The 5,805-nt window shown below is 58.0% G+C and carries 5 protein-coding genes and 1 pseudogene; all 6 read left to right on the forward strand.

The window, feature by feature from the left end; all coding sequences use genetic code 11:
- On the forward strand, nucleotides 1–209 hold a 209-nt coding region (locus tag QOX26_RS14135), incomplete at its 5' end, for an FAD-binding protein (protein WP_283674868.1).
- A 246-nt stretch (nucleotides 210–455) separates the two neighbouring features.
- A complete protein-coding gene (locus QOX26_RS14140; protein ID WP_283675615.1) occupies nucleotides 456–1,130 on the forward strand; it encodes a YesL family protein in 675 nt (224 codons plus the stop codon).
- A 111-nt stretch (nucleotides 1,131–1,241) separates the two neighbouring features.
- Entirely contained in the window at nucleotides 1,242–2,981 is a 1,740-nt protein-coding gene (locus QOX26_RS14145; protein WP_283675616.1) for a sensor histidine kinase, read from the forward strand.
- A 17-nt stretch (nucleotides 2,982–2,998) separates the two neighbouring features.
- A complete protein-coding gene (locus QOX26_RS14150; protein WP_283675617.1) occupies nucleotides 2,999–3,958 on the forward strand; it encodes a sugar ABC transporter substrate-binding protein in 960 nt (319 codons plus the stop codon).
- On the forward strand, nucleotides 3,955–5,418 hold the full coding sequence (locus QOX26_RS14155; protein WP_283675618.1) for a response regulator transcription factor: 1,464 nt from the start codon (nucleotides 3,955–3,957) through the stop codon (nucleotides 5,416–5,418). The genes QOX26_RS14150 and QOX26_RS14155 overlap by 4 nt, the downstream gene beginning before the upstream one ends.
- Before the next feature lie 260 nt (nucleotides 5,419–5,678).
- Nucleotides 5,679–5,805, forward strand: a pseudogene (locus tag QOX26_RS14160) (inositol 2-dehydrogenase); the annotation flags it as partial.

Raw genomic sequence — 5,805 nt, forward strand, 5'->3', positions numbered from 1 at the left:
CCGTACACCCGAGACTGTACGTAGCACTGGGCATTTCCGGTGCGATCCAGCACAAGGCTGGTATGCAGGATTCCGAGTGCATCGTTGCTGTGAACAAGAACGACGGCGCTCCGATTTTCGACGTTGCCGACTACGGCATCTGCGGGGACCTGTTCAAGGTTGTTCCGATGATGATTGACGCAGTTCGCGCTTCGAAGGCTGGCAAGTAAGCTGATTTTTTCCGAAAGACCTGTCCATCTGGGCGGGTCTTTCTTTTGTTGCAGGGCGTTTTTGGGGGGGTGCGGAAGAAATGCGCAAGATAATACCAGGTTGGTCAAAAAAGTTGCATTGCAGGGAGGAATTAGGCGTGGTATAGTATAGATGTAATAAGAAAATACCACTTCTCTCTTCTCTCCCTTTGAAAGGCCGCGGCAATCGTGGGGTTGCCGCGGCTCGCAGATCGAAAGGACGTAATCATGGGACTGTTTAAACCGAATTATGAAAAAGAAGGGCCGGGTGTAGAAAAAGATGCGCCGCCAAAGACGGGATTTGCCCTGTTTTTCGATATCCTGTCGCTGCAATTCTGGCAGCTTATTAAGCTGAATCTGTTGTTTGTCGTCTGCTGCATTCCGGTGGTGACCATCGGCCCGGCTTATGCGGGTATGACCTATGCGCTGCTGCGCTTTGTGCGCCGCGAACCGGATGCCGACGTGTGGTATGATTTCCGCCGCGGCTTTCGGGAAAACTGGAAGGCGGGACTGGGCTGCGGAATCGCCATGGCCGCAATATTCGGTGTGCTTGGCACAATGATGGTGCAGTGTATGCTGCGTGGTATGACCATTCTGGCGGCAGTGCCGCTAGCGCTGACGCTGATTGCTGGCGTAAGCGCGGTGTATCTGTTCCCGATGTTGGTGAGCGTTGATTTGCCGGTTCGGGCGACGGTCAACAATGCGTTTCTGCTCGGTATGATTTCCGTCAAGCGCAGTCTGCCTGTTTTTGCACTGGCATTGGTACTGGTATTGGCGGAGGCGCTGTTTTTCCCGCTGACCGTGCCAATTGTGCTGTTCATCGGTGCGGTGTTGCCGTGCTTTATCACCACCTTTGTCGCGTGGGGCGGCATTCGCCAACACATTCTAAAAGAGATTGTATAAGAGAAATGAGCCGTTCTCCTGTTGGAGAACGGCTTTTTGCGCGGCTGTATGCTTGTTTTCCGGCAGATACGTTGTTATAATGGGACTATTAGCTGAAGGGAGGGGCGCAGAATGAAATTGGGATTTCGAGCCAAGGTGCTGCTGGCAATCGCAGCGACTACAATGTGTGCCTCCATATTGATTGGCGTAATTTATTTTCGACAGTCACAGCGGGAAATTGAGTCAAATTATATGCAGGCACTGTGGCGCACCATGTCGGTCACCATGTCAGCGCTCGATGAAAATGTGCGGCAGGCGTACGACACGGCGGTCGCGCTCAATTATGATGAAACGCTTGCTGCACTGACCGCGCAGTACGACGGCACGGAGGTGGAGCAGGGGCTTGAATTGTCCGGCTATCTGCGGCAGTATGGGCAGCGGGTGGACAACCTGCGCAATGTTTACTTATATCTCCCTGCGCACGCGCAGACAATCACCTCGGAGGAGTACCATGCGGTCGAGCCGACGGCCGCCGGAACAAACACTTGGCTGACCGACGGGGCGGCACAGGGCGGGCTTGCGCCCCGGCTCGTGTATGACGGCATCAGCCGTGCGCCGGTCTACATGCTCAGCTATTGCAGCCGCAGCGGAGCAAACGCGCCGGTTGTCAGTGTAAATCTCGATGAACGGCGGCTGTTTTATCAGTATCTGGACGAAATCGATGCCGACGGCACCGGCGCGTTTTATCTGGTTGACAGCACAGGGACGATTGTCTCGGCGACCAATCAGAGGGATATCGGGCGGCTGTTTGCGATTGTATCGGGTGTTGGTGCCGATGTGCTGTCGGGCGGGCAGGATGAGCTGGCAGTTGCAGACGGGGCAGAGCGGCTTGTGGCCGCCGTTCGTTCGCCGCTGACCGGGTTTTCGCTCGTTTCGGTCAGCGACCGGCGCGCGCTGACCGCCTCGCTGACGCAGCAGCGCAACTTTATTTTCGGATTTCTCTTTCTGGTTGTGCTGGCCATGCTTGTGCCGGCCTATCACATGGCAGGCCGCGTGTATGCGCCGGTTCGGCAGTTGAAGGATGCCATGCAAAAGGTCAGCGAGGGTGATTTGTCCGCGCGGGCAGAAGTGCACAGCACGGATGAAATCGGTCAGCTGGGTATAGGGTTTAACGAAATGGTCTGTCAGATTGAGAGCCTGATTGATGATTTGGTCAGCGAGCAGATGCAGAAAAAAGAGGCCGAGCTGGAAGCGCTGCAATATCAAATCACGCCACATTTTATGTACAACACTCTCAATTCCATAAAATATGCGGCGATTTTACAGGGAAATCAAGCTGTCGGCGATCAACTGACCGCCTTTATCGAGCTGCTGCAGGCCAGTATCCGTCGCAGCGGCGCGTTTATCACTGTGCGGGACGAAACGCGTATGGTGCAGAACTATGTCAAGCTGCAGCAGTTTCGCTATGCGGACAGCTTTACAGTAGCATACGATCTCTCGCCTGAGGCAGAAAACTGCTGCGTGCCGCGGTTGATTTTGCAGCCGTTGGTCGAAAATGCCATTCTGCACGGACAAAAACAGAGCGGCGAACCCTGCCGTATCACGGTGTCGACCGCACTGGTAACGGGTACGCTTGTGCTTTCGGTGCAGGATGCAGGCGACGGCATGACCCGCGAGCAGATTGGCCTGCTGATGCAGGGGCAGAAGGCGGGCAAGGGCGGTTTTTCGGGCATCGGCATTCCGAACATCATTGAGCGGCTGCGGCTGTACTACGGGGACGCGGCGTCGCTTCAATATACCAGCAGCGAGCATGGTACCAAGGCGGTCATTCTGCTGCCCGCCACAACCGACCCCGAGGCATACATCATCTGAGAAAAGGAGGGCGCACCATGAAGCGGCTGATCGGAATCCTGCTGCTGCTGAGCATGCTCAGCGGCTGCGCGGGCACGGAATATGGCGCGGCACAATCGGCTGATTTCACAATCGGCGTGGTGGTCAAGGGCATGGACAGCCCGCACTGGCTGGACGTGCGCTCGGGACTGAGCGACGCGGCGCGTGAAAACAATGTGAACGTGCTGGTGCTCTATCCTGCGAAGGAGGATGAGGCGGACGAACAGGCGCATATGTTTCGCGATTTAGTCGCCCGCGCGCCGGATGCCATCCTGTTTGCGCCCTGCGATTCGGAAAATTGCGGCGAGCTGATTGATTTGGCGGCATCGGCGGACATTCCGCTCATCACAATCGACACCGCGGCGAATGAGGGGAACCTGCCCTACGTCGGCGCGGACAACCTGACCATCGGCCGTATGGCGGCGACCCGTCTTGCCGGACAGGCCAAACAAAGCGGCAAACTGGCCGTCATTGCGGGCGTGGAGACCCAGTCATCCCATGCTGACCGCGTAGAGGGATTTCGTCTTACGGCGGAGGGATACCCTGATGTGACAGTCGCGGGCGTATACCGGGCAGACAGCGATTTTCAGCGCGCCATGGACTGCATGGAGCAGATTATGCGCGAGCATCCCGATGTGGAGGGTGTGTTCTGCACAAGCGCGGTCATGGCACTCGGCGCGGCCGAACAGCTGCGTGCGGGCGGATATACGAACAAGCCGCGCATTGTCGGGGTGGACACGCAGGATGATGCACTTGCGGCGCTGCGCACCGGCGTGCTCGACGGTCTGGTGACGCAGGATGGCTATGAGTGCGGCTACAAGGCGGTGGGATATGCGGTGTCTATGCTGCGCGGTGAGTCGATTGCGGATCGGGTTTATATTGACACCACGCTGCAAACGCAAGGCACCGTAGACGAACTGATTGAGGCGCGTGCAGCGCGGAAAGGGGGTCAAACGTGATTCGAGTGATGATAGTGGACGATGATAATCTGGCGCGGATGTACCTGCGGCAGATTATTGATTGGGAAAAGGAAGGCTGTGCGCTCGTGGGCGATGCGCAGAACGGCCGGCAGGCGCTTGAACGTGCCGCCGCGCTTGCGCCCGACATCATTCTGACCGACATCAGCATGCCGGTCATGGACGGCGTAGAGCTGATTCGCACGCTGCGGGAGCAGGGCTGTCCGGCACGCATCGCAGTGCTCAGCTGTCACGATGAATTTGAGTATGTCAAGGAAGCCATGCGGCTGGGTGCGGACGAATATGTGCTCAAAAACACGCTGGATGCGGACGGCCTGCGTGCGCTGCTCAAAACGCTCAGCGCCGACTTGGAAAAGTCCCGCGCCGCGCGGGAGCAGCAGAAAAAGCTGATGGACCTTGCCGCGGAGGGCAGCCGATCGGTGCTGCGGGACGCGGTCAGGCGGCTGCGCGAGGGTGCGCTCGATTACGAAACGCAGAAGGCGCTGCTCGAACAGAGCGGCGTGTCGCTGCCGTTTTATCAGTGCGCGGCGGTGCTCGTGCAGCCGTGCAAGTCGGTGGAGGTGCTCGGCCGCTATGCCGCGCAGAACGGCGCGTGCAGCGTGGAGGACGGCGAAGCGTGCGTACTCCTTTTAAAGGATTTGACCGGCATTTCCTCAGCGGGCGCACAGCGGGACGCGCTCGCACGGTTTGCCGCCGACCTGCCACTGGAAGGTTCCGTCGCCGCGGTCAGCGGCCTGTGCGCGGGTGACGGTGGGCTGACACGCGCCATCGAGCAGGCGCAGCAGGCGATGAAAAACGCGTTCTATGGCAAAATGCAATGCCGGTACGACGAACTGCCCGCCTTTGCCGACGCGCTGCCCGAGCAGTCGGCGCAGGCGCTCGCACTTGCGCAGCAACCCGCGTGCAATGCGGAGAAATTTGCATCGCTGTTCACTGCGGCGCTTGACATGATTGAGCGAGCGCCGGTCGAACCGCATGCGGTGCGCGGTTGGATTTCGCGTTTGGATGAGGCTTGCGGTCAGCCGCAGGCGGTGCAGGCGAAGACGCTTGCGGACTGTCGGGCGCGGCTCGCCTTTTATCAGCGTGTGCTTGCCGAACGCGCCCAGCGCAGCGCCTTGCAGGCCGCGAACCCTGCGGTTGCGCAGGCGGTTGCCTATATCCGCGCACACTTTGCCGAGCCGATTTCGCTTGCGCAGGTGGCGGACGAGGTCGCGCTTAACCCGACTTACCTGAGCTTTGTGTTCAAGCGCGACACGGGCGTGAATTTTTCCGAATATCTGCTCGCCTGCCGTCTCGACGAGGTCAAGCGCCGCCTGCGGGAGACAACACTGCCCATCAAGGATGTGGCGGAAGCGGCGGGATTTTTGGATTACCGGCATTTCTGCAAGCTGTTCAAAAAGGAAACCGGACTGCGTCCGGCAGATTTTCGAAAGCAGCCCTAAAAATTTGACACCAAACCCAAAGAAAACACACCCTGAGCCAAGCGGCGATGCGCCGATTTTTGGCTGGGGTGTGCTTTGTTTTGCCGTATGTACAAAGATGGCGGGACGTTCCTCGTCAACCTGCACAAAAACGGCCTGAAAAACCAAACCGAAAATCAAAACAATGTCCCGTTTCGATTTGCAGACTTGGGTGTTAAGATTGGTTCATTGAAAGAGAGCGGCCGCAGAACGCAGGCCGATCATATGAGGAGGAAGAACACATGAAAGTAGGTATTATCGGCGCGGGGCGCATCGGCAAGGTGCACGCGAAGAACATTTCGATGTTCGTGCCCGAAATGGAGATCAAGACAATCGCCGATCCGTTTATGAATGAGCAGACCGAGGCGT

It is taken from the genome of Butyricicoccus sp. Marseille-Q5471 (genome assembly GCF_951230135.1).
Lineage (GTDB): Bacteria > Bacillota > Clostridia > Oscillospirales > Butyricicoccaceae > Agathobaculum.